This window comes from Candidatus Brachybacter algidus (assembly GCF_016707225.1).
GTDB lineage: Bacteria > Bacteroidota > Bacteroidia > Chitinophagales > Saprospiraceae > Parvibacillus > Parvibacillus algidus.
In genome coordinates this window covers 1,392,969-1,418,683 of record NZ_JADJID010000001.1, presented here as the reverse complement: position 1 = coordinate 1,418,683, position 25,715 = coordinate 1,392,969, and the positions used below count along the sequence as shown (strand labels likewise).

Annotated in this window: 18 protein-coding genes and 1 pseudogene; 10 read left to right on the top strand and 9 right to left on the bottom strand. The window is 34.2% G+C overall.

Annotation, left to right across the window (positions count from 1 at the left end; translation table 11 throughout):
- Nucleotides 1-136 precede the first annotated feature (136 nt).
- The 5 genes from IPI15_RS05725 to IPI15_RS05705 all read left to right on the top strand — a co-directional run bounded on the left by IPI15_RS05725 (nucleotide 137) and on the right by IPI15_RS05705 (nucleotide 6,300).
- On the top strand, nucleotides 137-523 hold the full coding sequence (locus tag IPI15_RS05725) for a cytochrome c maturation protein CcmE domain-containing protein (RefSeq protein ID WP_287419454.1): 387 nt from the start codon (nucleotides 137-139) through the stop codon (nucleotides 521-523).
- 29 nt (nucleotides 524-552) lie between these two features.
- On the top strand, nucleotides 553-3,360 hold the full coding sequence (ccsA, locus tag IPI15_RS05720; protein ID WP_287419453.1) for a cytochrome c biogenesis protein CcsA: 2,808 nt from the start codon (nucleotides 553-555) through the stop codon (nucleotides 3,358-3,360).
- 1 nt (nucleotide 3,361) lies between these two features.
- Nucleotides 3,362-4,141: a Rossmann-like and DUF2520 domain-containing protein gene (locus tag IPI15_RS05715; protein WP_287419451.1), complete on the top strand. Its 780-nt coding sequence runs from the start codon at nucleotides 3,362-3,364 to the stop codon at nucleotides 4,139-4,141.
- 222 nt (nucleotides 4,142-4,363) lie between these two features.
- The gene (locus IPI15_RS05710) at nucleotides 4,364-5,467 is read left to right on the top strand and encodes an MlaD family protein (RefSeq protein ID WP_287419449.1); all 1,104 of its coding nucleotides are present in this window, start codon (nucleotides 4,364-4,366) and stop codon (nucleotides 5,465-5,467) included.
- A gap of 26 nt (nucleotides 5,468-5,493) precedes the next feature.
- Entirely contained in the window at nucleotides 5,494-6,300 is an 807-nt protein-coding gene (locus IPI15_RS05705; RefSeq protein ID WP_287419447.1) for a class I SAM-dependent methyltransferase, read from the top strand.
- Nucleotides 6,301-6,306: 6 nt separating this feature from the next.
- On the opposite strand, the gene IPI15_RS05700 is transcribed toward IPI15_RS05705, so the two are convergent.
- From IPI15_RS05700 to IPI15_RS05675, 6 genes are all read right to left on the bottom strand, one after another.
- Nucleotides 6,307-8,259, bottom strand: coding sequence for a KUP/HAK/KT family potassium transporter (locus tag IPI15_RS05700; RefSeq protein ID WP_287401312.1), 1,953 nt, complete (start codon nucleotides 8,257-8,259; stop codon nucleotides 6,307-6,309).
- A gap of 29 nt (nucleotides 8,260-8,288) precedes the next feature.
- Entirely contained in the window at nucleotides 8,289-8,753 is a 465-nt protein-coding gene (locus IPI15_RS05695; RefSeq protein WP_287401311.1) for a GNAT family N-acetyltransferase, read from the bottom strand.
- Between the two features lie 2 nt (nucleotides 8,754-8,755).
- Entirely contained in the window at nucleotides 8,756-10,573 is a 1,818-nt protein-coding gene (lysS, locus tag IPI15_RS05690; RefSeq protein ID WP_287419446.1) for a lysine--tRNA ligase, read from the bottom strand.
- Nucleotides 10,574-11,076: 503 nt separating this feature from the next.
- Nucleotides 11,077-12,990 (bottom strand): ComEC/Rec2 family competence protein, encoded by a 1,914-nt coding sequence (locus tag IPI15_RS05685; protein ID WP_287401309.1) that lies wholly within the window; start codon nucleotides 12,988-12,990, stop codon nucleotides 11,077-11,079.
- Nucleotides 12,991-13,121: 131 nt separating this feature from the next.
- A complete protein-coding gene (locus IPI15_RS05680; RefSeq protein WP_287401308.1) occupies nucleotides 13,122-13,625 on the bottom strand; it encodes a DUF4199 domain-containing protein in 504 nt (167 codons plus the stop codon).
- 1 nt (nucleotide 13,626) lies between these two features.
- Nucleotides 13,627-14,223: an SRPBCC family protein gene (locus tag IPI15_RS05675; protein WP_287419444.1), complete on the bottom strand. Its 597-nt coding sequence runs from the start codon at nucleotides 14,221-14,223 to the stop codon at nucleotides 13,627-13,629.
- Between the two features lie 368 nt (nucleotides 14,224-14,591).
- Here IPI15_RS05675 and IPI15_RS05670 point away from each other — a divergent pair, with 368 nt between their 5' ends.
- Entirely contained in the window at nucleotides 14,592-15,149 is a 558-nt protein-coding gene (locus tag IPI15_RS05670) for a thioredoxin family protein (RefSeq protein WP_287401306.1), read from the top strand.
- Nucleotides 15,150-15,296: 147 nt separating this feature from the next.
- Here the strand turns inward: IPI15_RS05670 and IPI15_RS05665 are convergent, their stop codons facing one another.
- A complete protein-coding gene (locus IPI15_RS05665; protein WP_287419442.1) occupies nucleotides 15,297-17,387 on the bottom strand; it encodes a ComEA family DNA-binding protein in 2,091 nt (696 codons plus the stop codon).
- A 200-nt stretch (nucleotides 17,388-17,587) separates the two neighbouring features.
- Here IPI15_RS05665 and IPI15_RS05660 point away from each other — a divergent pair, with 200 nt between their 5' ends.
- Nucleotides 17,588-19,780, top strand: a complete 2,193-nt coding sequence (locus IPI15_RS05660; protein ID WP_287401304.1) for a glutamine synthetase III family protein — start codon at nucleotides 17,588-17,590, stop codon at nucleotides 19,778-19,780.
- 106 nt (nucleotides 19,781-19,886) lie between these two features.
- Nucleotides 19,887-21,842 carry a DNA primase gene (gene dnaG / locus IPI15_RS05655; protein ID WP_287401303.1) on the top strand — a complete coding sequence of 652 codons (1,956 nt, stop codon included), beginning with the start codon at nucleotides 19,887-19,889 and terminating at the stop codon, nucleotides 21,840-21,842.
- A gap of 226 nt (nucleotides 21,843-22,068) precedes the next feature.
- On the opposite strand, the gene IPI15_RS05650 is transcribed toward dnaG, so the two are convergent.
- Nucleotides 22,069-23,364, bottom strand: coding sequence for a hypothetical protein (locus IPI15_RS05650; protein WP_287419440.1), 1,296 nt, complete (start codon nucleotides 23,362-23,364; stop codon nucleotides 22,069-22,071).
- On the bottom strand, nucleotides 23,364-23,924 hold the full coding sequence (locus IPI15_RS05645) for an RNA polymerase sigma factor (protein ID WP_287419439.1): 561 nt from the start codon (nucleotides 23,922-23,924) through the stop codon (nucleotides 23,364-23,366). The genes IPI15_RS05650 and IPI15_RS05645 overlap by 1 nt, the downstream gene beginning before the upstream one ends.
- 201 nt (nucleotides 23,925-24,125) lie before the next feature.
- On the opposite strand from IPI15_RS05645, the gene IPI15_RS05640 reads away from it, so the two are divergent.
- Together IPI15_RS05640 and IPI15_RS19780 are read left to right on the top strand one after the other, a co-directional pair.
- On the top strand, nucleotides 24,126-25,262 hold the full coding sequence (locus IPI15_RS05640) for a helix-hairpin-helix domain-containing protein (protein WP_287401300.1): 1,137 nt from the start codon (nucleotides 24,126-24,128) through the stop codon (nucleotides 25,260-25,262).
- 7 nt (nucleotides 25,263-25,269) lie between these two features.
- Nucleotides 25,270-25,633 (top strand): annotated as a pseudogene (locus IPI15_RS19780) (GxxExxY protein).
- The last annotated feature ends 82 nt before the right edge of the window (nucleotides 25,634-25,715 follow it).

The window sequence follows — 25,715 nt, the reverse complement described above, 5'->3', positions numbered from 1 at the left end:
AGTTGTATTCGATTAATTTAATTTTGAGCAAATACTGCTGTAGAATTATTACCTTTGTTTATATATAAAATAGTTAAAATATTTAATCATAATATTTTATTTATCCGGTTGAAATGAATTTTTGTCTATGAAAAAAATGCAAATAGTACTAATCCTTTTGATAGTAACATCTATAGCTGTATTAATATACGCAAGTAAAGACTTATCTACCTACGGTAATTTTGCTACTGCAGAAAAAACCGGAGTTAAAACAAAAGTAGTAGGAATACTTGCCAAAGATAAGTCTATGACTTATGAGCCTTCAAAAGACCCTAACTACTTCTCTTTTTTCATTAAGGATAATCAGGGTGTAGAAAAGAAGGTAGTTCTGCGTGCTGCTAAACCTCAAGATTTTGAGCTTTCCGAACAAATCGTGGTCACAGGAAGTTTTAGAGATGGTGCATTTGAGGCATCAGATCTTCTTATGAAGTGTCCTTCAAAGTATAAAAACGAAGAAATTTATATTAAATCAAAACAAATTTGATCCCACCTTTCAATTAAGTATTAACCATTATGGATCAAATTAATTATTCCGGAGAACATCTGTGGTTCGGAGCTTTAGGTCATGGACTAGTAGTTTTGGCTTTTGTAACAGCAATATTAGCTGCTATAACTTATCTTATTTCCTATAAAAGTAGAAGAGATATTCTTATTTCCAATCAATGGAAGACTTTTGCAAGAAACACATATCTTTTGCATGCATTCAGCTGCATCAGTATTTTTATGTTGTTGTTATTCATGATGGCTAATCATTATTATGAGTATCAATATGTATGGATGCACGTAAGTGAGGACTTACCTATGAAATACATACTTTCTGCTTTTTGGGAAGGTCAGGAAGGAAGTTTTTTACTTTGGATACTTTGGCATTCTGTAATTGGAATAGTTTTACTATTCAAATCTAAAGAATGGGAAAATACGACTATGCCGGTCCTGTGTACCGTTCAGGCGTTTTTATTGTGTATGCTTCTGGGAATTCATATATCATTAGGTGATACAGTTTCAAAATTTGGTTCTTCTCCGTTTGTTCTCCTTAGAGATGTGATGGAGGCACCTATCTTCTCAAGACCTGATTACCTTTCAGTTATCAAGGGAAAAGGTATGAATGTGCTGCTTCAGAATTACTGGATGACTATTCACCCTCCTACTCTATTTCTTGGTTTTGCCTTGACTACTTTCCCGTTCTGTTTTGCAGTAGCCGGATTAATCACGAGAAAACATAAAGAATGGTTGACTGCTGTTCAGCCTTGGGCTTTATTGGCAGGTTCTGTATTAGGTACTGGTATTCTAATGGGTTCCGCTTGGGCATATGAGGCTTTGAGCTTTAATGGCTATTGGGCTTGGGATCCTGTTGAAAACATGTCGCTAGTGCCATGGATAGTGCTCGTAGCCGGTATCCATACAAATATGATATCGAAAGCCACTGGTAGATCAATAGTTAGTACTTATTGGTTTTATGGATCAGCCTTTATCTTAATACTTTTCAGTACTTTTCTTACCAGAAGTGGTGTATTGGGCGATACCTCAGCTCATGCATTTACTGAAATGGGATTGGAATGGCAGCTAATTATATTTTTGATGACTTACTTGATAGGTTTTACTGTTTTATTCTTTAAGAGATCAAAAGGTATTTCTCAAGTAAAAACAGAAGAAGATGTTAGTTCCAGAGAATTCTGGATGTTTATAGGTTCATTGGTTCTAATTTTCTCAGCAGTATTAATCACTTTTACTACCTCAATTCCTGTATACAATAAGTTACTTGATTTCTTTGCAGGTATATTTAATTCGAATCTCACACAATATCATAGAAGTGCTCCTTTGGATGTGATAGGTCATTATAATAAGTTTCAGCTCTGGACGGCAGTTTTCGTTGCTATTTTGTCAGGTTTTACTTATTTCCTAAGGTACAAGGAAAGTAATTTTAAAAGTCGATATAAGACTTTTTTTATTAGAATGGGAATTTTTGCAACCTTATCATTATTGTTGACATTTTTGGCTTCTTATCAGCTTGATATGGTTTCTTGGCAGTACTATATATTTTTTGGAGCCGGTGTTTTTACATTTCTAAGTAACCTGACTTACTTTTGGATTTATCTTAGGAAACAACCAAAATTTGCCGGTTCAGTAATTTCACACATGGGATTCGGTTTGATGTTGGTTGGAATACTAGCATCAGGTCTTAACAAGCGATTTATTTCGACTAATCCATTTACTCAGCGTGGAATGATAGCAGATGAGGATCTTGGTAAAAATGTTCTACTTATCAAAGGTTCACCTATGACCATGAGTGGTTATGAGGTTAATTATAAAGGCGATACTATAATTGACAATAATAGGACATTTGACATCAGATTTTCGAAGTTGGATGAAAAGGGCAATAAAGTTAAAAATTTTGATTTAAATCCCAATATAGTCTATGAGAGGGATTTTTCCAAAGTAGCTGCATCAAATCCTTCTACTCTTCGCACTTTAACCAAGGATATCTATGTTCATATCGCTTCACTGCCTCCTGAAGAGATAAACCAGGAACAAGCAAAAGCAAAAACTGATTCTTTGGATTTTAAACCTTACAAGGTTAATATAAATGACACGTTATATACTAAACGTAGCTATATAAAGGCTACCGGTATAACTTTTGAACCGAAACACAAGGAATACAAGCCTGAGATAGGTGATATCGCTATCGGCCTAATGCTGGAAGTAGGTAATATGAAAAATGATTCTGTTTACAAAGCTATGCCAGTCATCGTTTTAAGAGATGAGATATTAATGTCTTATCCAGCCCAAATAAATGATCTGGCAACAAAAATAGACCTTGACCAGAATATTTTTAAGCCATTGTTTGACAAGGATGACAATCAAACATTTACCATTAAAGTAAAGCCAGGAGATAAATTTAATATTGCAGGTAAAGAACTCACGTTTGAGAAGTTTGTAATGAAGGATAAAAGTGGCGAAAAGGTGGTAGTGTCAGCTGAAATATTGAATAATCAAGGGAATGTGGTTGGAAGTCCTCAATTTGAAATAATTGGGCAATCATCAAAAAGCGACAAAGTTTATATTAATGAATTTAATGCCTTCATTGCATTGGTTAAGATCGATCCAAAGGATGAAAGTGCCACTTTTGAAGTCAACATTCTCAAAACACTTGGAAAAGATATTCCTATCAAAGTAGCAGAGAATTCAACAAGGGCTGACTATATTGTATTAGAAGCAGTCGTCTTCCCAGGAATCAATTTTTTCTGGTTTGGGAGCTTGATGATGATGATGGGTTTAGGTTTAGGGTTCTGGGCTAAGAGAAAAAAGCAACAAAAAGTTTAAAATGCTTCCTGAGAAACTTCAGATAATTGGTGAAGGAAATGTAGCTTACCATTTAGCAAAGGGATTTTCTTTGATATCTGAGATTCAACAAATAAATATCTTATCCAGACATCGGAGGAATAAGGATTTGTTTTTATCAATTTCTGACAAAGTGAATTGTCATGGCCTAGAAGAATTTGATTTAGAAACCCCTGTTACATTCATTGTAGTATCTGATGATGCTATACCTGAAATCGCAGAGTATTTTCGGAATTATCACTATTTTATTCTTCATACTTCAGGTTCTACAGGAACAGCAATATTTAAGGATTTGGGGTATAGAAACTTCGGATCATTTTATCCATTGCAGACCTTTAGTCTAAATAAGGAGGTAAATTGGAAAGAAATTCCAATATTCGTAAATTCTAATAACGATTCAAACGATCAATCTATAAAGGAACTAGCTCTTCAATTATCTGATATTACGCAGGTAGTAAGTGATGATCAGCGACTCAATATTCATATAGGAGCAGTGATTGTCAATAATTTTGTTAATCATCTTTTCAGCCTATCTGAAAGTTGGCTAAACAAAAATGATCTTGACTTCAATATCATGATGCCCTTAATTCGCGAAACTATTAATAAGATCGAGTCAATTTCACCGGCTAAAGCACAGACTGGTCCCGCTATGCGTGATGATAAGAAAATAATCCAGCGGCATATTGATGCTTTATCTGCCAATCCTAATTTACAGAACATTTATTCAATGATATCCAAATCTATTACTAAACAGTACTTTTAATAAAAGTAAATATTAGTTTTTTGTGTCTTACATTGAACTTCATTTGGTAAAATTGCATTCTATGAATATTGCTGATGGATTAAATGAACATTACACAATTCTCTAATGTTTTATTAGATTTGCAACAAGATTAGTATAAACTTTAAATTGTTCTATAATTAACAAATAATTTGATATGAGTGATCTCCGTGATATAATACGGTGGATTTATATAATAAATTTATGAAAAAAGAAGTAAAAATTGGTATTCTGGCAATAGTAGCCCTTGTGACAGTAATTTTTGGATTGAAGTTTTTAAAAGGGCAAAGCGTCTTTTCTTCCAACCAAACATTCTATTCAGATTTCAGCAATGTAAAAAATCTTACGATAGGCACTCCTGTATATATTCATGGATTTCAGGTAGGGACTGTGGTGGATATGTATCTCAAACCAACAAATACTGAATTGGTCGAAGTAGAAATTGAAGTTTCAAAGGATATAAAAGTGCCCAAATCATCTGTTTTAGAAATTGTAGACGTAGGTCTCATGGGTGCAAAAGCAGTAAATCTTACATTTGAAAGTACCGCATCAGGTGACCTTGCAAAGAGTGGCGATTTCCTCCAAGGTAGGACCAAAGGTGTCCTTACTTCTATGTTGGGTGATCCCGAAGATCTCCAAAAATATATGTCACAGATAGAAAATGGCGCTACTGGGATTCTGGATACGATCAATGACTATTTCAAAGGTGTCGACAAATCACAAGGTGTAGGGCTTGCAATGAAAAATCTATCTGCAACAATTGCCAATCTCCAACTTCTTACCAACCAGTTTAACCTCTTACTCCAAGGGTCAAATGCCAGCCTCCAAGCGACATTTGCTAACTTGAATGGTATCACTGGTAATATAAATAATAAGAACAAGGAAATAGCTGCATTACTAGATAACTTTAATAATATTTCAGGTCAAATCAGGGATGCTGAACTGGATAAGACAATTAAGACTGCTAATACTACCTTTGGCACAGCCAATGATAGAATGGTTGAACTTAAAACAACTCTTGAAGGTGCAAACAAAGCAATTGGCGAACTCTCCGGTATAATGAAAGGCGTCAATTCAGGAAAAGGTACTTTAGGTAAACTTGTTAATGATGATGGTCTTTATCTTAATTTGGAAAGAACTTCAAAGCAATTGGATTTACTTATGCAAGATCTTAGGTTGAATCCTAAAAGATATGTCAATGTAAGTGTTTTTGGCAAAAAGCAAAAAAATTATAATGTCCCTGAAAGTGATCCAGCCAAAGATATTTTGGAACCAAAGGATACTATGGAAACAAAGAATGAGAAATAATAATTGTATTTTTCCAATTTCCATTCATGTTAAGAAATATTTATTATGCTCTAAGTCCGCAATTGCGCTTATTCGTACGAAAGCTAGTTTATTGGCCAGTGGATTTATTTTCTCCGAAAAATAACCTTATTCCTCCCAAAGGTTTAATTTATACTGGACGAGGAGATTTTTTGAAAGCCGGAAAGTATTGGACCAATAAATTTATAGAAGAAGGTGGATTATTGTCTGATGATAAATTATTAGACATTGGAAGCGGCATAGGTAGGATGGCTGTAGGGCTTACTTCATATTTAAAAACTGGGGAATATGAAGGTTTTGACGCTGTGCAACAGGGAGTTGATTGGTGCCAGATAAATATTCAAAGTAAATTTCCAAATTTTCAATTCAAATACGTAGATCTTTCTAACGATCTTTATAAGTCATCAGGTATTGATGCATCCACTTTTGCTTTTCCATATGCAACAGATCATTTCAACTTTGCTATATCAGTTTCTGTTTTTACACACATGTTGCCGCATGAAATCAATAACTACTTGGCAGAGACTGCGAGAACATTAAAACAAGGTGGTATTTTATTTGCAACTTTTTTCATCATAGAAAAGGACCAGAATAATGCAAATGAAGATTTTAGTTTTCCTTATGATTATGGTCATTATTATTTAATGGACCAAAAAGTAAAATCGGCAAATGTCGCTTTAGATCTAAGTTATTTGATTTCCTTAATCGAAAAAAATGGCTTTATTTTAGAAAAGTATGTTAAAGGATATTGGCAAAAGCACGTGCCACATGAAAGTAACGACTTTCAGGATTATATGATATTAAAGAAAAAATAAATTGTTTTAATTTAATCGCGGCTTATCTAATCTATTGAGTGAAATACCTGTGATGGGTCTAATGATCAGAGGTACCTTTTCGGCTTTTACAACGGATGTATCTAACCCAAACCATTTCTCAGGTGAAGCTGTGAGCTTTTTGACAGCAATCTGAAAACTCAATATGAACTTCTCAATAAATTTGTCTTTACTTTCATAAGATAAGACATCTTCTAGGTAAATAAATTGAAAGTCCCCTACTCCATTGGATTCTTTCATAAAATGGTATTTCTCTTTAAATTTCAATTCGCCTTTTTCAAGCATATCAGTAACGACATATCTTAAGAAAACACTGATCCTTTGTTGCACCCTAAAACCCAAATAAAATGTAACCCTTATAAGGTCTTCTTTAATCAAGGTATTAACATGGTAGTCCATTCTAAAAGGGTCTTCATCCACCTGGATATTAATCAACCAATAGTAATCAGCTCTCTTGGGTTGTTTTTGGAGGATTGAATATAGGATGCCCTTTTCAACTTCGTCCTCTACTTTTGATTTAGTCAGATATACTAGATGTGTGGCATACTTTGGATATGTGAGGTCATTGGACAATGATGCCAACTGATCGTCATAATGCTGAAGTTTAACATACTGGGCGTGTCTGCCTTTGATTCTGGAAGCTCTTACCCAAACCCAGTTTAAAAATATAATAATGAAAGCTATAGTTAATGTGATGTAGCCTCCATGCCATATTTTGCTGAAGTTTGCCAACATAAAGATAGATTCTAAGCTAGCAAAAAGGATAGTGACACCATAAGTGAAGATTGGATTGATTTTCTTCATCTTCATATAAAAGAAGAGGAGGATAGTAGTCATTAGCATAGTAAAAGTAATAGCCAATCCGTATGCTGCTTCCATTTTTAATGGATCCTGGAAATAGAGCACGACTGCAATACAACCTATTAATAGAAATGTATTGACTAGTGGTATATATAATTGACCTTTTATATTGGATGGATATTCCACAGTAAGTTTAGGAAATATATTGAGTGATATCCCTTCACTTACCAAGGTGAATGATCCTGAGATAAGTGCCTGACTGGCTACTATAGAGGCAAGTGTGGATATTACTATACCAGCAGGTAAAAACCAAGGAGGCATAATAGAATAGAATACACTTTTAGTATAAACATCACCCACATGATGCAATAAAAAAGCTCCCTGACCAAGGTAATTAAGTACAAGGCATGTCTTTACAAAGATCCATGATACTTGTATGTTTTTCCTTCCACAATGGCCCAGATCACTGTATAATGCTTCAGCTCCTGTAGTACATAGAAATATAGCTCCTAATATTGCTAATCCCTTAGGGTTTTCTTTCAGCACTTCAAAAGCATAATATGGATTGAAAGCTTTGAGTACGATTGGCATGTCAAGGATTTGAATAAAACCCAATATTCCCAACATTGAAAACCAAATAACCATAATTGGGCCAAAAGATTTTCCAATAAATGCAGTACCGAATCGTTGAACAAAGAATAACCCCAAGAGAATAAAAATAACGATCGGGATCGTCGGAATATCTGCATTGTATATTTTTAAGGCATCAATAGCTGATGAAACAGTTATACTAGGAGTAATTATACCATCTGCAATCATCATTGCACCACCTATAATCGCAACTACTATAAGCCATTTTTTCTGCCTTTTTACAAGTGAAAAAAGTGATAAGATGCCTCCTTCACCGTTATTATCTGCCCTAAGAGTGATAAGAATATACTTGACTGTGGTCGCTAGTGTTAAAGTCCAAATCACACAAGATATCGCTCCAATAATCAATAGTTCCGAAACCGGTACACCACTGATAACAGCTCCCATCACATATAATGGAGAAGTACCTATATCTCCATAAATAATGCCTAAGGTGATTAGTAAGCCTGCAAAGCTTACTTTCTTCATATCAATATGCTTAGAAGACATAATTTTATATTTTATAAACTGACTATATATTAGCTTTTATAATTAAATATCATATGAATGTGGTCTATACCATCTTCATCGTATATTTCTCCTGTTTGAACAAATCCAAAAGTAGCATAGAATTTCTTTAAATAATATTGAGCACCTATTTTAATAGGCATTTCAGCATCTTCTTCCTTGAGAATTTTCATTGCTTCTGCCATAAGCAGCTGACCATAACCTTTGCCTCTTCCATTCTTAGTGGTCAAGACCCTTCCTATCGAATAATAGCCTTCATAAGGTTTACCTGGTGGCAATAAACGGCAGTAAGCGACCAGTTCATTCTGTTCGTCGTACCCTAAAACATGAAATGCGGCAACATCTAATCCATCGATATCCTGATAAAGACAATTTTGCTCCAATGCAAACACCTGTTCTCTCATGAAAAGAATATTATACAGTGCTATACTGGATAGGTCTTTAAATGGGATTACAGAGAAAGTAAGTTGGTTCATATTTATTCAGTAATATCTAAAGTAGTTTGGTTTTTAATTTCATCTATAATAGAGGCTGCCTCTGCGTATAAAATGATCTTATCAAAAAACAATCGTCTAAGTGTGGTATGACCATCGTGCGTTGAAAACATTATTTCTATGGATGAATATTTATCTCCAGCATTCAATTTATATGAAGATGAGCTTATTTTCTCTGAATTTTCCTGAATATATGTGATGATTTCTTCAAGGTTGACACTGCATCCCTCCCAAATCTCCTTCTCATTGATTTTCACTTGATTCAACCTATCTAAAACTAGTTCTCGACCAAGATAAAATAATAAATTACCAACTTGAGGGCCTTTGTCTTTATTCAGAAACAAGGTATACATTGCTTTGAAACTAACCTTAGGCAAAGTTGGAACCATCCTGGATGAATCAAATATCTGTTGTTGAATAAGTGATTCTTTCCATTCTATTTTTGGAAGATCTTCCCTGAACTGCTTAATGAATCCTAAATTTTCAGCATCAAGTTTAGAGAGAATTTCGTCAGAAAGATTATCCTGAACTTCAAACTTATCTTCATCTTCAGCAAAATTCTCAAGCCAGAATTTAGCTGATTTAATGCGACCATCTAATCTATTTAGCTCTAAAGTGTTAAGTTCACTTCCTTTGATAATCTTAGCCTCATTATAAATATCAACATGTGGTAACTGGATGAGGTTTTTGATTAATGAAAAACCTGGAATTTGATAGTTGGTAGAATTGTCCAATTCAGAAATTCTGTACGTTTCTTTTTGTGCTTCTTTTTCTTCACTTCCTGAGAATGCACCTGCTCGAACTCCGTCAAAGTCATTATATAATTTGACAATAAAATTTTCAGTGGGTGAAAAGTTGATTGCTCTTTTTGGCGGAGTGCTTAACATTAAATACCTAAGTATCTCAGTTGGTAAGAAATTGCTCATTTCTCTTGCTGTAGCTCCTATCCCTTTCGAAGAGGACATCTTAGCACCATCAGTTAGAAAAAATCCATAAGGAATGTTTAATGGTGGAATTTTATTGAATACATTTCTCAAAACACTTGACGAAACATCTCGAGAGCCACCTTTTGTTGAGTGATCCATACCTGCTCCTTCTATAGTGATGCCCCAAGTCATCCATTTTGCAACCCATTCCAGCTTCCAAGGAAGTTTGCCATTTCCGTCAAATGGGGACATTTTACCTGTATGACCGCAACCCTGAGCCCATTTGACCATATTAGGATGACAAATGTATGTCACCTCTTTCCCATCGAAATCAATTACTTCTGTCGTACCTATTCTACCACAATTTTCGCAAATAGTTTGGAAAGGATACCACTTATCTGACTTCTCAGAGCCGCTTACTTTTTTATAGATTCCTCTAATGGCATCAGAGTTATTCAATATTTGCTCAATTGCCTCATTAAATTGACCGCTGCGGTAGATATCCCTCATGCGGTATTTTTCAGCTTCAACCCCAAGAGTATCGAAAATTTTGAAAAATCCTGAAATGAAATGATCCGCCATGTCACTAAATTCTGAACCCGGAGGTGCGGGAACATTACATAATGGCATTCCAAGATATTTTGAGAAATGCTCATCTTGTCCTTTAGGTATCTCATCGACCGGATCATAATCATCAGAACCAAAGGTATATCTTACGTTATAACCTTCATCTCTTAGAACTTTATAAATAGCATCATGTATTAATACGCCGCGTAATGAACCTATATGGGGCTCACCTGAAGGTGTTTTAGAATCGTTAATCAATTGAGGTTGATCTTTATTGATAGCCTTCAGCAATTCCTGTGTCCAGAACATATATATTTTTAAATTAGAAGGCACAAATGTACAATTGTTTTAAGGCTATGCAAATAAATTATCAAGTGTTCTGAAAGAGGAAGGAAGCATAAATGCCACTCAGCTTAACTTTCAGAACAAAATTAAACACATTTTTATAGTTTGACAAAACATATAAGCATAAATTAATTTTGTATTCCATATTTACACTTATGTTTATGGTATAGATTATCAATGATATATAATTTATATAAATTTCAAAAACAATAATCTATTATATTGAAATTCAATATGTTATTATCTTTTAGAGTTTTTTTAATTTTAGTAATTGGAAACATTTACAGGAAGCAACCATCGGAGCTTTCCCACCTACCCTATTAGTCGGGCAAGCTAGTCATCGTTTTACTTTTATTGGGTAAGCATCTGATTTCTTGTTTCGAAATTTAACTTAAGATTGAGTAATCGAAAGACTTTTAGGGTTCTGGTCTAACTAGGAATAATTAGTTTTCTCTTATACCTAAGTCCTATTCATTTTGTTTAGGCAAACTGATGACGATGACTTTCTCAGAAGCATCTTGTGTATTATTTTCGGCTGGAAGAAAGTAATCTTTTTCGCCAAATGTGAAGCCTAAATCCTCCCCTTTTTTTATTCTTATTGTACTTGATTCCTTTATATTATTTTTAATTTGATTACCAAGAACTGTATTTGAAATTGTCTTATCTGTGATATCATCATCAACTATTAAAAATGAATTTAACCCATTTTGGACTTCAACTATTCTGGAATTTTTGTTTTGATACTGTGTAACTCGCTGTATATCTTGATTGCTCCATATTGACCTAAAATCCAACAGAATTAATAGTAAGACACCTACTGTAATATGCGATCTAAGCCTTGGATTTGTTTTATGTTGATGAATAATTAAGGCGAGAATAATAAAAGAAGTAATCAAGGCCATCGGCAGATCAAAATATATCCGGTCAATGAGTACGTTTGGGAGCTTATTGATCAATTCTATACTAAATACCAACGCAAATGTCGCGCCATACCATGCTAGTGAAAAGTATTCAGCTAAGGGATAATATATCAACGATATAAGTATGATGACAAATCCAATCTTAATGATCCAATCTGATATTACTACTGCGACAATCCCGGTTATTAAGAAATATATTGGAAATTGATGAAAATAATACAATATCAATGGTAATGTCCCTAATTGTGCTGCAAATGTAACTGAGATTAAATCTGTAAGTGTTTTAGAACGGCAAATTATGGCTGGTAAACATTGCCTAACTGCCTTTTGAAGTTGAATAATTCCTATAACCGCTGCAAATGAGAGTTGGAATCCTACATCCCACAAAGTCATAGGATCATAAATCAGCATGATCACTGCACCTGCACAGACTATATTGAGGGTATTGGTTTGTTTCCTGAAAATTTCTCCAAAGATCAACAAAGAAAGCATGATAGTGGCTCTTACAATCGAAGCTGCCAGTCCAACTAAGAAACTAAATATCCATATCATTAATATTGAAATGATTGATACCCAAGTATCAGATAGCAATTTATTCAACCGAATCCTTCTTAATAGTGATCTAATGTTAGTGAAGATCAGAATAACATGCATGCCCGAAACTGCTAATAAATGAACTGCTCCGCTATTTATAAATTGTTGATTGGTTTCCTCATCTATTTTATCCCGATATCCAAATAAAAGTCCGGCAGATACGTCTGCTATTTCATTGTCTCCTATGAGCAAGCATGATCTTTCCAGCAGCCAATCTCTCATTCGTAAGGTTAAATTTTTAATATTAAAACCACTGCATGGTTCTAGGATCTCAATTTCATTACTTTTGACAAAACCGATTTTGTAAACTCTCTGTCTTTTTAAGTATTGGCCAAAATCAAATGCATTGGGATTTATTTGAGGATCAGGATCTTTCAAAATTGTTAAAAACTTGATCTTATCTCCTGGCATAGGTACTTTGGCTAAATTTTTTGCATAAATCATGACCTTTCCAGTAGCCACTTTATATCCTTTATCCAAATGCGATTTTATTGCTATAAGATCTAGTGGGATCTGATAGCTATTCTTCTTACTAACTGGATCGCTGCAGATCGCTATTACTTCAATTTTAGAATTGTCTGCAGTCTGAGAAAATGTAGTAATGTGTGTCGGACTATTCCGTGGATCTGTTAAAGTGATAACTACAATGGTAACTATGGCTCCTATGAATAATTGTAGTATAGTGCTTAGGTGCCTTAGTTTGAATTTTAGATTTACCAGAAATAAAGTGGCAATCAAGCCAATAGAGACAGAAATAAGATTAACCTGAACAGATGGATCATAGAGATCTATCAATGGGGCACATATAATGCCAATAACTAATGAAAGCAATAGCCTTAATGCAGGTAATTCATGGATGGTGATCATGATTTGAAGTTTAAGAAATTAAATAAATCGGGTGAGACTCCTTTAAGTCGAATGTAAAAATATAAAACACTGGTATAAAAACAAAATAATCTATAAAGAAAGCTAATTAATTTACTAGATTATTAAAATATTTATTTCTCATTGGTAATGTTTTTGTTCTTCGATCTAATGAAAGCAACCACAATAGCTGCAGCGATTACACCCATCACAAGTGAATTATAAGCAGCCTCCTTGATAGTATTATTTAAAGAAAATTGAAATAAAGCCTGTTCTTGTGTCATAATTTTTTTCTCCACGAAATATGAGACCATATTCGTTAAGTACATAGGGGAAACGTAAGTGAATGCAATATATCTTACAAGTGGAGACAAAATTGCTATGACCAATGTTATTACAAGTCCAGCTTTTAATCCTTCTTTAAAGTCCATTTGGTCATGATAGAATTTCTTCTTCTTTTCTAAAAGGGCCAAAAAGTACAAAATGAGGGCTGGAATGGCTATTAAATTCGTATAGATCATTTGCTTATCAATATACTGATCATGCAAACCGACAGCTTTTTCCATTGTTATCCAAATAAGTGTCATGACCGAAAATATTATTCCCCATTTCATTTCAATACCAAATTGTTTTAACATATTAATTGATTGTATTTGCGGAATCAACAGGAACCGAAGGTTCAACACGTTTTTCTGTCTGTATTTTTTCTAAAATAATTTTCAAGTCGTTCAACCCAGCCTGTAATTGATCTCCTAACATTTTATCCATATTAATAATAGGCATCATAACATTCATAGGATAATTCATCTTGCCATCAAAGGCCCATGTTACCTTTGTTTGATTTTCCGAAACTGCATCAGTGGTCATATAAGCACTGTTGGACATCTTATAGGGCTTTTTAAACCGCAGTTCAAGATCCAATCGATCTCCTTCTTTTATCCCTATTATTTCTTGTTCTCCTGTCCCAACTTTATCATTCCCAACCCAAGATGAAACAAATCCAACTTCACCATCATTGCCGGTATAGTTTTTTGTCATTTCAGGATCCTGCTTGTTCCAGAAGCTGTAATTATCCTGATTTTTTAAATACTTAATATAATCAAAAACCTTATCCTTCTGGGCATCAATTGTCACATTGCGCTCAATATGATAGTCTTTTTTCATGAATAGGCCAGCTATCAAAGCAACTACTAGTAGTAAGAAAAGACCAATAAAAAATCGTTTAATGAATTTCATCTTAAACTATTTTAGAGAAATTATGTAAATTATTGATAAAGAACTATCGTATGCATCAAAATTAAGATATTAAGTGGAAGAATGATTTAAATTACTAAAAGATTTTAGTCTACCTACTCCATTACTTAAAAGAATCAAGTTTTTTAAGGATTTTAATATTAAAAAAAAATATAACCATAATACTCGCTATAATTTATGTAAAGGCCAATTGGTATAATCGGTATGTCTTTAAAATTGCTGTTAGATGAATCCTATTATTATCATCACAAATGGTTAAAGTAATATTAAATTCACTAAAATTCGAGATCAATATAGACTACAAATTGTTCAAAAGTTGTTTATTTGTACAAGCAATAATTTATATGCAGTTGAAAATTAATTTCGTAATATTATTCTTAGGAGCATTATTTATATCCGGTTCTTTCGAATCCAGGGCTCAAAATAATAGTGTTAAGGCTAGTCATAAGACTTCTTGTAAAATCAAGTGGTATAGCATAGATGAAGTAATCGAGCTGAATAAAGCTAAAAAGAAGAAAATCATCATTGATCTATATACGGACTGGTGCGGATGGTGTAAGGTAATGGATAAGAATACCTTTGCCAATGAAGAGATTGCTACCTATATCAACAAGTACTACTATCCAGTCAAACTCGATGCCGAGTATAAAAATGACATTACTTTCAATGACAAAGTTTATTCATACGTAGCTAATAAAGGTAAAGGTTATAACCAATTTGCTCTTGAAATCACTGGCGGAAGACTTAGTTATCCAAGTGTGGTTTTCATTGATGAAGAATTAAATGTGATTCAGCCGATTCAAGGATACCAGGAAGCCAAAGAATTTATTAAGATTGTTAAGTTCTTCGGCGAAGATCATTACAAGAAAACGCCATGGACAGTATATGAACAGAATTACGGAAAATAGTGAGAAGGTGAGAAGGTGAGAAATAGTACAATTTTATATAAATAGTTCCTTCTTTACGAATTTGTAGTAATTCTTAAATTACTGATTATTGATTACTGATTACTGATTACTGATTACTGATTACTGATTATTGATTACCCATAGAAACTAATCTCCAAACCCATACCTTACCTGAGCTCTGAATTCGGAACGCAAATTTCCTAAAATTTGATCATTACCAGATCCAATAGCAGTTCTGTCTGAATATTTAGTAGCATTGTAAGAGGCTTCTATTGTAATACCATTAAAAAACTTCCACCTTACGCCAGAAACAAATCTATTTCCAATACCTTCGAATTGCAGGTTTCTCGAGTCATAAGCCATGTAGTGCTCGTAAGAATATATTCTGCTCTGGTATGACTCAACATTGAATACAGCGAATCTAATAAATCCACTAAAAGGTTTACCCAAAGGTCTCGCCCAAAGTTCCTGATACATAAGGTAACTATTTTCAGTGTTATCACCAGGGAGAATTAAATGAACATAATCAAACCGGCTACTCCAGGCTAGGTAATTTCCTACCTTTCTATTAAAATGAAATCTGATATCGGCTTTTTCTCTTGAGAAAAGCGCTGGAATTAATACATCATTGGTACCTGTCACTTGCTCAGATTGGTATCTGAATTGTATATAGGTATCCCATTTCTTGCGCTTCTGGTAAGAAAGTTTTATTAAATAACTATTACCTTCTGACGGACCATCAGCTTGAAAAGTAGGCCAAGAATGTTTATAAAAATCGGCATAAGCATTAATAACAAACCTTGGGGAAGGCTTTATTTCCGTACCTATATAAAAACCTGTTTCATTAGTAGTAGCGGTCTGGTCTGAAAAAACTTTCCCATGAAGGCTATAATATTCTTTAGGAAGATGTCTGAACATCAAAGCAAGGGAAACCTTAGGATGGAGCCCGATTAATGCGCCATTTACTGTGGCAATTGATTTGGCAGGATTAACAGCTGTTTCTCCAAACAATACTACATTACGAAGAAAGTATGTGTAATCAACACTCGAGTTCAACGCTTCCTTTCCTGAAAAGTAATATTTATTATAACCACGATCCGATGGTTGCAAACTTTTGTCAAGCTTGTCGTAGACAGTATTTATACCTATAGAAAACTTTGTTCCGGCATATTTCAATGTGGAACCGGCAGTAATCTGTTTTACATAGCCCTTGTCTTCAATTTCAGACAATGTGCGGTGGAGTCCGGCCATCTGCAGTGATGAGATGATTTGCTCCTGATCATTTTCTATAGAATCAGGAATAATAGCATTGCCATCACTTCTTCTAATAGAACCAAAAACCATAAATGATGTATTTTTTGCAATATTCAATTCAACACCTGCACCTCTGAGCGCATTGATCTCATTAAGAGAAGTTGAAGGGCGCAGGCTACGTTCATTTTTTTTAACAGCTGTAGTAAAAGCGCTTTTACCAAATCCATAACCTGAAAAAAGTATGAGCCCCTGCCCTGCTGACGCTTGGAAATCGCCTATTACAACTCTTTTAACTAGTTTATTGACATTCTCGAGATATATATGGAAAGTAGTAAAGTCAAAAAACAGATCATTGTACTTCCTTGAAAATGGCTCTCCTGCATCCTTTTCCATTCCAAATCCAATGCTTACTCTGCCAGGAACAACATGTCTGAACCTGATAGAATATCTTTCATTACTACCCAAATATTTAGGTTCGTCTCCTAGATAGCCCTTCTGATCTTGTAATAGCTTGGTATAACGAGCAAGTATGGTTTTATTTCCTTTATAAAGCATATTCCAATCGAAAGGCGTAACTCCCTCTATTCCGATAGGTTTTAAATATGGTAGGATCCTTTTAATATCTGAAAGTTCAATAGAATTGACTGTCTGCAATTCATAAAGTGCAGCATATTTTCCATACTTATTTCTGTGAACAAGAATAGCCTGAATCTGTATATCGTTGAGAAGCAATAGCTCTGTAAACACTCTAAGATCAGAAGTATTAATATCTACTTTGCTTTGATAGATAGCATTGAGTCTCTCTGTGATCTCATTTAATTGGGCATCACTTAAATCAGGATTGGCTGCAATAATGGATTCAATGCTTTCTTCGATTTCAATAGCATTACTTAATTGATCATTCTGACCCTCTGTTTTCATATTGATAAAACAAAGTAAAATAATCAAGAAGCCGAATCTTTTTATCAATTGAGGTTCAAACATTTAAGGCAGTTCAAAAATAATTTAAATAAAACTTATTGTCTAAAATACACTAACAAAGCCATTTCCAGCCATATCGTCTTTCAGGGCACAAATTAAGTTATAAAAATTACAATGTATAAGTTGTTCATATATAAATTTTGTTCTTACCTTTGCGGTCATTCCTAATTAATATTTTTCCAACGCATAACAATCTTATAAACATGAGTCTTAACAGATTTAATGCAATCGATATTATCCAAAACCGGTTAGATATCGAAATGCCCTATTCCACATCCGAAGAGAAGAAAATCTCCAGTTTTTATGGCGAGAATGTATTCAATGATGAGTCGATGAAGAAATATCTTTCTGAATCAGCCTATTTTAGTGTAAAGGCTGCGATTCAGTCTGGTACGAATTTAAACAAGGAAGTTGCAAGTTCAGTAGCTGAGGCTATGAAAAACTGGGCTATGGAGAAGGGGGCTACTCACTATGCACATTGGTTTCAGCCACTTACAGGTAAAACTGCTGAAAAACATGATTCTTTTTTTACGATTACGCCTTCCGGCAAGGCAATAGAAGAATTTGGTGGTAAAGAATTAGCGCAGCAAGAGCCAGATGGTTCAAGTTTCCCGGGTGGAGGTTTACGTTCCACTTTTGAGGCTAGAGGATACACTTCATGGGACCCTTCTTCTCCTGCATTTATTCTAGAAGTAGGTGATGGAATGACTTTATGCATTCCAACTATTTTCGTTACCTATGGCGGTGAAGCTTTAGATTTTAAACTTCCATTACTTAAATCTGTGAGTTATCTTGAAACTTCGGCCTTGGAAGTGTGTAAAATGTTTGATGAGAAAGTTGAAAGAGTGCATACTACTCTTGGATGGGAGCAAGAGTATTTCCTGATTGATGAGTCATTTTTCCTTTCCAGACCTGACCTTATGATGACTGGTAGAACTATTCTTGGAAAGCACAGTAATAAAGGTCAACAACTCGAAGATCATTATTTTGGCTCTATTCCAGAAAGAGTTTATAACTATATGCGTGACCTTGAAACTGAATGTCATAAGTTGGGAATTCCTGTTCGTACAAGGCATAATGAAGTAGGTCCTGGTCAATATGAATTGGCGCCAATGTTTGAGGAGGTCAATATTGCTATAGATCATAATCAACTTCTGATGGATCTTATGGAGAGAGTTGCAAGAAGGCACAAATTAGCTGTTTTGCTCCACGAGAAGCCATTTGATGGTGTTAATGGGTCAGGCAAACATAATAACTGGTCTATGGGTACAAATACGGGTAAGAACTTGTTATCTCCGGGTAATAACCCTGGCCAGGATTTACAGTTTCTTACATTCTTTGTTAATACTATTAGAGCAGTAAGAGAGCATGCAGATCTTCTAAGAGCTAGTATAGCTTCAGCCTCAAATGATCACAGATTGGGTGCCAATGAAGCTCCGCCTGCCATTATTTCTATATATGTTGGAAAAGCATTAACTGAGGTTTTAAATTATATTGCTGAGGGTAAAAACAGTGACAATTATAGTGTAAAAGAAGTGCTTTCCTTGTTGAAGAAATCTCCAAACTTAGAACTAGACAACACTGATAGAAACAGAACTTCGCCATTTGCTTTCACAGGAAACAAATTTGAAATAAGGATGGTCGGTTCTACTATGAATTGTGCTGCACCTATGACGATAATGAATACCATTGTTGGTGCTCAACTCCTTGATTTTAAAAAGGAATTGGATGGCATGATCACCGAAGGTCAAAATAGGGATACTGCTATCTTAACAATTCTTAGAAAGTATATCAACGAATCGCTTCCTGTGTTATTTGAAGGAGACGGTTACAGTGATGAATGGCAGGTTGAAGCTGCAAAAAGAGGATTGGGCAATACCCCTAATACACCTGATGCTTTACAAATTTATAAATCGGAAAAAACAAAAGATCTGTTTTTAAAAACAGGTATCTTCTCCAAGGTGGAGCAAGAAGCACACTATGCAGTAATGTTTGAAAATTACAATTTGAAGTTGGATATTGAAAGTAAGACTATGGCCGATTTATGCCAAATTTTTATTCTCCCTGCTTGCTATACATATCAGACAAAAGTTGCGCAGAATATTCATGCATTGCAAAAGATTGGTGTTCCCGAATCGGGATATAAAGCTCAATATGAACTTTTGCAAGATCTGACACAGCATATTAATTTAGTTTCTACCAAAGTAAATGAGTTGGAGCAGGAGATCGAGAATGCTCACCATCAGTCTGATTTTGAAGCAGTTGCATATGCTTTTTGTCACAAGGTAAAGCCATTGATGGCAGAAATCAGGACTTCTGTAGATCACTTGGAAGGAAAAGTAGAAGATAATGTTTGGCCATTAGCTAAATATCGTGAAATGATGTTCATTAGATAATTATAACGCTTTTTTATTAAAGGTTTATAGTAGCTTACTCAATGTATCTTATCTTTGGATAAATAAGTTGAAAAGCCACTGTAAACCTTTTTTTATTTTATAGAAAATGATTCCCAATCAGACAGTAGAAGAAATATTTCAGAAAGCACGCATCGAAGAGGTCGTAAGTGACTTTCTTACGCTAAAGAAGCGAGGAGTCAATCTATTAGGCAATTGTCCATTCCATAATGAAAAGACACCTTCATTCACCGTCTCGCCTACTAAAAATATATACAAATGTTTTGGTTGCGGGAAGTCCGGGACACCAGTTGGCTTCATTATGGAGCATGAAAACATGTCCTATTCGGATGCGCTAAGGTATCTTGCAAATAAATACAATGTCCTCATAAGTGAAGTGCAGAAGACTCCTGAACAGGATGAATCAGCCAGGCAAAGGGAAAGCCTGTTGTTAATAAATGAATTTGCCACCAAGCATTTTAATTCAAATCTAAATGATACAGAGTATGGACAAAATATTGGTGGGGCTTATTTTAAAGAAAGAGGTTATCATAAGTCAACAATTGAAAAATTCGGACTAGGATTTGCTTTTCCTGATGGTTATGATCTAATAAATACAGCAAAAGCAAAGGCTTACAATATCGACTTGTTGAAATTGATCGGATTGGTTAATATCAATGAGCGTGACTTTTTTACTAATCGTGTAATGTTTCCAATTTATGGTCTATCTGGAAGAGTCCTGGGATTTGGAGGAAGGGCGCTATCCACCAATGAGAAAACCCCAAAATACCTTAACTCGATTGAATCAGAGATATATAATAAGAGCAAGATTCTTTATGGATTTTTTCAGGGCAAGAATGCAATCAGAAAGCAAGAAAACTGCTTTCTTGTGGAGGGGTATACAGATGTTATCTCTCTTCATCAAGCTGGAATAGAAATAGCTGTGGCATCTTCCGGCACCTCACTTACACTGGAACAGGCTCAGCTTATCAAGAGGTTTACGGATAATGTCACGATACTTTATGATGGAGATAATGCTGGAATTAAAGCTGCTCAACGTGGCATTGACATTCTATTGTCGCAGAACCTAAATGTCCACATCGTAATCCTCCCTGACAATGATGATCCTGATTCATATCTAAAAACTCATGGATCACAGGCTTTGTTGGACTATGTCGAAAATACCAAAAAAGATTTTATCCTATTTAAAACAAATGAAGTCCTTGAGCAGGCCAAAAATGATCCGATTAAAAAAGTTGCACTGGCTCAGGATATTATACATTCTATTGCGCAGATTCCGGACGCTTTGAAAAGGAGTATTTATGCTGCTTCCAGTGCAAAGACGCTTGATATAAGAGAAGAAGTAATTCTTTCAGAATTGTCCAAAACATACAAGAAAGAAACTGAGAAACAAAGACTGGAGGAAATAAGGGATCAAAGGCAACAACAACGCAATGCTTCTCCAGGAGACTCTATTCAACCAACAGATAATCAGACTGATATAGTCAACATAGTAAATGAAAATCATCCCTTCCAAACTATTCTTAAAATCTTGATATTGCATGGGAACCGTCCCTTCGGGCCTGATAATCCTGTAAATACTAAAACCCAGATTTTAAGTGATATAGTAGAGGATCTGGATGCTTTGGAACATCCTCTTTATATTTCTATACTGAGAGAATACCAGGAACGTGAATCAGCTGAAATAAATAATTCTGCAGAATATTACATGAATCACTCAAATGGAGATATAAGAAATATGGTGTTATCCTGGATTGATCCTGGATATGAATTTAGTAAGAATTGGATCGAAAAGCACCATCATCCTTTGCAGTATCAACCTTTACCTGAAGAGAATTACGTCAATGAGTACAATTATGCTTTATTGTTATTTAAGCTTTTTGCATTAAACAAACTTGTCATTGAAAATAAAAAGAAGATAAATGAAATGATTGAAGCTAAAGATGATGCCGGTTTATTGATTCAATTAAAAGCGCAAGTACTAATCGATAAGGAACGCAGTGCACTTTCTTCCAAAATAGGCATGGTAATAGTTCCTAGATAAATTGATTAAATATATTTGGTCAATTACGGATTTCAATTCGATATTGGAATAAATCTTCGAATCTTCAGTTTCTCAAACATTTTAGGAATTCATATTCAAAGTCTATCTTATACGAAACGGAATAATATAATTGACCAATATTTTGCCGTATAATACCGAGCTGAAAGTCGTTTGTCCAAAATTATTTGGACTATTACGAATTTCCATTCGGTATTTCCATTTTCAATTAGTATATTCTAAAGCCATAACCAAGACTGAACTCATAATTGTTAAACTGGTTAAAAGCACCATTGAATCCTAACGTAAATTCACTCCTGGAGCCAACTGAATATTTTGCATCAATCCCTGCACCATAAACGAAATTTTGATTTAAGTTTTTGATATTTGAACTAATTTTGGTTCTAGCATCAAAGTAATTCCCGTTATTATTTCCTGATTGAAGGTTGTTTATAAGTTTATTTTTGAAGACATTGTTTCTCCTAAAAAATCCTAATCCACTAAAACTTACTCGGGGTGTAGCTCTGAATCGATATCCCAAGTCAAGTCCAATATCGAAAGATTTAGAATTGATATTATCGTCATCAATAGATATCTGATCGAGACTTGCAGAAGTCAGGTTGTTGACATTAATATATTTTTCTGCTGTTGAGTTGTAGTCTGTTAAGATAGCGTCCTCCTTTGTAAATCTTATTCGAGATGAAAAACCCATAAAAAGGGATGAACGTGAAGATATTTTATATCTTAATTCAGGACGTAAGAAAGCCCCTGAATATTCAGTATTGCTCTCTGCATAACCTCCACCATTTAAAATAATTGCAAAAGTATGAGGATATTTATTTTTTAATATTTTAATTATCGGTTTTTCAACAGCGATTGTCAATTCATCCAAAATAAGTGCATAAGCATTTAAATTCTGTAAAGGTGAAAGTGTAAAATTACTTTGATACGAATTACTATTATCCAAAGATCTATTGTTTTGACTAGATTCTCCATGGAGCTTGTTATCATTAATATTACTTTGGTCATCAACATGTGTTGAAATTACTTCATTTTCTGCTGCATTTTTATCACTACTGATAGAATAGTTCAATCCATTTGTATTGATGGTATTTGAATTTGTATTTTCTACATTAAAAGTTTTATTCGTAAATCTTGATATGTCTGCGGATGCAACATCACGCGATAAGTGATTTGAAAAATTGCCAGAAATAATTGACTTGGAATTTAGATTTAATTTAGAATCGTTTGGCGCTATTCTTTCTGAAGTGTTTACATTAAAATTAGATGTAGTTGCACCTTTGACTTTAACAGAATTGGTTTGCAAATTGGCTATGTTATCAAGTTTCAATGGTTGCTTTCCTACTGAATCGGACTGCCTCATAAAGATAAAAGAGAGCGTACCAATAAGTAGTAGAGGCAATGCTAGCCACCACAGCAAATATTTTCGTTTACGATCAACGGGCAATGCAACATCCAGTTGGATTTTCATTGCTTCCCATGCCCTATCTTCAAATTGTTTCATTATCCTATACTTTTGTTCAGGTTATTAATGCTTAACCAATTTTTAAGTTTTTTTCTTGCTTCAAACAAATGCCACTTACTTGTATTTTCCTTAATATCCAACTGTTCAGAAATTTCTCTGTGAGAATATCCTTCGATAGCATACTTCGTAAATACTGATTTAGTCACTTCAGGTAATTTGTCAATTAATCTGAAAATATAATCAACGTTTTCTTCAGGTTCAGTACTTTGTATACCTTCATAAATTGTTTCAACCAGCGAAATTTTGCCTTTATATGTTTTTACACTTCTGTGGAAGTCGATCATAGTGTTGTATACAATTCTTCTGATCCAACCTTCAATATTAGTGAGTACAGGTGTTTTAGTCAGATTAATGAAAACTTTTAAAAAGCCATCATTTACGACACTTTGAATATCTTCATCATTATGCATGTATTTTCTACACATACCAACCATAGTTCCAAAAAAATGACGGTATAGCTGTTCCTGCGCATACCGATCATTATCAGCACATGCCGATAAGATCTCATCCATGGAAACAGGTATCTTTTTGTGTGTCATTTTATAAACGCAAAGTTAATCCATATTTATTTGTAATTACATTCGACTGTTGATGTGCAGTTTATTGGTTTAATGACGAAATTGAAGTTAGAATAGTTTGATGATTTCAAAAAACTTCGGTTAAATTTTTTGATTTAATGAATTATTATTATTTTTGATCTTCTCTTGAGAGAAAATTTTCAAATACCTAAACCCACCATCATGTTGAAATCACTTCAATCCTATTTCTATATAGGACAAAATCAAAGAAAAGGCATCGCCTTGACATGTCTTTGTATTCTTAGTTACGGACTATTCAGACATTTTTATATCCAATATCATTTCAACCCATTACCGGAATTAGCTCTTACCAAAGAAAACAAAATTGATATAGAGCCCACCATTCCAGGATCTGAGATAGATCTAAATAAAATCAATACTCAGCAATTAATCGCATTGGGTCTAACGGAAAAACTTGCCGGAAGAATGATCAAATTTAGAGATAAGATAGGAGGATTCAAGAATTGGGATCAAGTCAAAAAGGTTTATGGATTGAGCGATGAACAATTTTCCACCTTACAATCTAAAAGTTTGTTGAATAAAAATTCTGCAAATAACCAAAGTCATCGTGAGGCTAGTTATAACCAGTATTCCACTTTTACCAAAAAAGGTAGGAATAACAATGCGAATGGAGTCAAGACTTCAAATCTAAAATCATTTGATCCAAACACTATTTCAATGCAAGAACTGATTAAAATGGGTGTCGATCAGAAAATTGCTAAAGGAATAGAAAATTTTAAAAAGGCCGGCTTTAAATATAAAAAGGCTGAAGATTTGAAACGCATCTATTCCATGGACGATAAGACTTTTGATCAATTAGCTCCTTTTGTTCAAATTACTGGACCAATGCATGAAGCAGAAGTTTCCCAAAATTTTGAAAAGAAAGCATTCATCAAGAAAATTTCCAATGTAGACATCAATTCAGCAACAGTGGAACAATTGGATGATTTGCCAGGAATAGGTCCAGGTTATGCAAATAAAATCTTGAATTGGCGCAATAAATTAGGAGGATTTCACAGTCTTGACCAAATACAATCTACGTACAACTTACCTGACTCAGTATTTCAAAAGATTCGTCAATATATAGTTTTTACGACAGAACAAACCCGCATCAATATTAACTCATGTGATGAATTAACACTTGCCAAACACTTTTACATCCGCGCGAAGGAAGCCAAGATCCTCATAGCTTACCGAAATAATCACGGACCATTTAGATCTAAAGAAGACTTGCTCAATACGGGGGCGCTGGATAAGGAATGGGTGGATAAGGTAAGTCCATATTTAAATTATAAATAAAAATAAAATGGAATTAAATCAAATTACAGATCGGATCATTTCTTTTGCAATTAGTGTGCATAAAGTTTTAGGGCCAGGACTTTTAGAATCTGCTTATAAGCAATGTTTATTTTACGAATTATCACAACTAGATATTATTGTAGAAAAGGAAAAGCCGATGCCTATAATTTACAAAGAAGTAAAGCTTGACCACGGATATCGAATGGACTTAAAAAAAAGTAGTAATTGAAATTAAAACTGTCGATTCAATTTGTGATGTTCATAAGGCCCAATTGCTAACATACTTAAAATTAGGGGATTATAAACTTGGGCTAATCTTAAATTTTAAGGTAATGCTCTTGAAAGACGGGATCACTAGAATTATAAATTGAGATATAGTTTTAAAAAAATATCACAGAGTTGCTCAGAGAAATAATTGAGTTTCACGGAGATAAAAATAGTACTTTACATTGT

Coding starts and splice junctions, on each gene's coding strand:
- dnaG (WP_287401303.1), top strand. CDS start 19,887: ATGATTCCCAATCAGACAGTAGAAGAAATATTTCAGAAAGCACGCATC.
- IPI15_RS05645 (WP_287419439.1), bottom strand. CDS start 23,924: ATGACACACAAAAAGATACCTGTTTCCATGGATGAGATCTTATCGGCA.
- IPI15_RS05685 (WP_287401309.1), bottom strand. CDS start 12,990: ATGATCACCATCCATGAATTACCTGCATTAAGGCTATTGCTTTCATTA.
- IPI15_RS05640 (WP_287401300.1), top strand. CDS start 24,126: ATGTTGAAATCACTTCAATCCTATTTCTATATAGGACAAAATCAAAGA.
- IPI15_RS05675 (WP_287419444.1), bottom strand. CDS start 14,223: ATGAAATTCATTAAACGATTTTTTATTGGTCTTTTCTTACTACTAGTA.
- IPI15_RS05680 (WP_287401308.1), bottom strand. CDS start 13,625: ATGTTAAAACAATTTGGTATTGAAATGAAATGGGGAATAATATTTTCG.
- IPI15_RS05660 (WP_287401304.1), top strand. CDS start 17,588: ATGAGTCTTAACAGATTTAATGCAATCGATATTATCCAAAACCGGTTA.
- IPI15_RS05695 (WP_287401311.1), bottom strand. CDS start 8,753: ATGAACCAACTTACTTTCTCTGTAATCCCATTTAAAGACCTATCCAGT.
- IPI15_RS05715 (WP_287419451.1), top strand. CDS start 3,362: ATGCTTCCTGAGAAACTTCAGATAATTGGTGAAGGAAATGTAGCTTAC.
- ccsA (WP_287419453.1), top strand. CDS start 553: ATGGATCAAATTAATTATTCCGGAGAACATCTGTGGTTCGGAGCTTTA.
- IPI15_RS05710 (WP_287419449.1), top strand. CDS start 4,364: ATGAAAAAAGAAGTAAAAATTGGTATTCTGGCAATAGTAGCCCTTGTG.
- IPI15_RS05700 (WP_287401312.1), bottom strand. CDS start 8,259: ATGTCTTCTAAGCATATTGATATGAAGAAAGTAAGCTTTGCAGGCTTA.
- IPI15_RS05725 (WP_287419454.1), top strand. CDS start 137: ATGCAAATAGTACTAATCCTTTTGATAGTAACATCTATAGCTGTATTA.
- lysS (WP_287419446.1), bottom strand. CDS start 10,573: ATGTTCTGGACACAGGAATTGCTGAAGGCTATCAATAAAGATCAACCT.
- IPI15_RS05665 (WP_287419442.1), bottom strand. CDS start 17,387: ATGTTTGAACCTCAATTGATAAAAAGATTCGGCTTCTTGATTATTTTA.
- IPI15_RS05650 (WP_287419440.1), bottom strand. CDS start 23,364: ATGAAACAATTTGAAGATAGGGCATGGGAAGCAATGAAAATCCAACTG.
- IPI15_RS05705 (WP_287419447.1), top strand. CDS start 5,494: ATGTTAAGAAATATTTATTATGCTCTAAGTCCGCAATTGCGCTTATTC.